2 protein-coding genes are annotated in these 687 nt (G+C 32.0%); both read left to right on the top strand.

From position 1 onward, the window contains the following. Positions 1-93 (top strand): hypothetical protein (locus RR876_RS16930; RefSeq protein WP_332637183.1); only part of this gene is annotated, 93 nt, incomplete at its 5' end. Positions 94-282: 189 nt separating this feature from the next. Beyond that, positions 283-519 (top strand): DUF2789 family protein, encoded by a 237-nt coding sequence (locus RR876_RS16925; protein ID WP_089606577.1) that lies wholly within the window; start codon positions 283-285, stop codon positions 517-519. Positions 520-687: the final 168 nt, after the last annotated feature.

Below are 687 nucleotides of genomic sequence, written 5' to 3'. Positions count from 1 at the left end.
TTAGAAATTGATGCATTCAGCCGTGAACGTATGGACAAAACACTTCAAGAACTTGAAGAAGAGCGCGCAGCTATTGCTGATATGCTTAAATAATTAAAAATTAATCTGCTTAAGATTAGTTTTGAAAAGCACTCCATTTGGGGTGCTTTTTTATTTGTAGACTAAAGCCAATCAACAAAAAAATAACAAGAATAAATCAAGAAACAGTTGGAAAATAAAAGAAATATCGATAATTTAAAATCTAATCCTAGGTATTGAAAATAAATAAGGTGAGGGAACCTAATGTTTGATGAACAACCGACTTTAGAACTTTTATTTGAACAATTGGGTTTAGATGCAGACCAAACATCTATCGATCATTTTGTCGCATCACATCAACTGCCTAAAGGGGTAATGATGCATCAAGCAGATTTTTGGAGTGAATCGCAGCGTGAATTTTTAAGTAGTCATTGGCAAAAAGATGATGAGTGGGCAATTGTTGTCGATAATTTAAATGAATTGCTGAGTCAAAATTTATAGAAAAATAAGTAATGAAATCGATATTCAGTTTGTTTACCTTTTGATCACAAATTGAAACAACAAAAATAGCCGAAAGGCTATTTTTTTTCGTGGTTTTCTTATAAGTTAATTGCATAAAGAATGACAATTATATTTATATGAGGAGTGCGCCATGCTCAGGACGAACAA

This window comes from Acinetobacter sp. (assembly GCF_036666595.1).
Classification (GTDB): Bacteria; Pseudomonadota; Gammaproteobacteria; order Pseudomonadales; family Moraxellaceae; genus Acinetobacter.
This window is presented reverse-complemented; position numbering and strand designations above follow the sequence as displayed.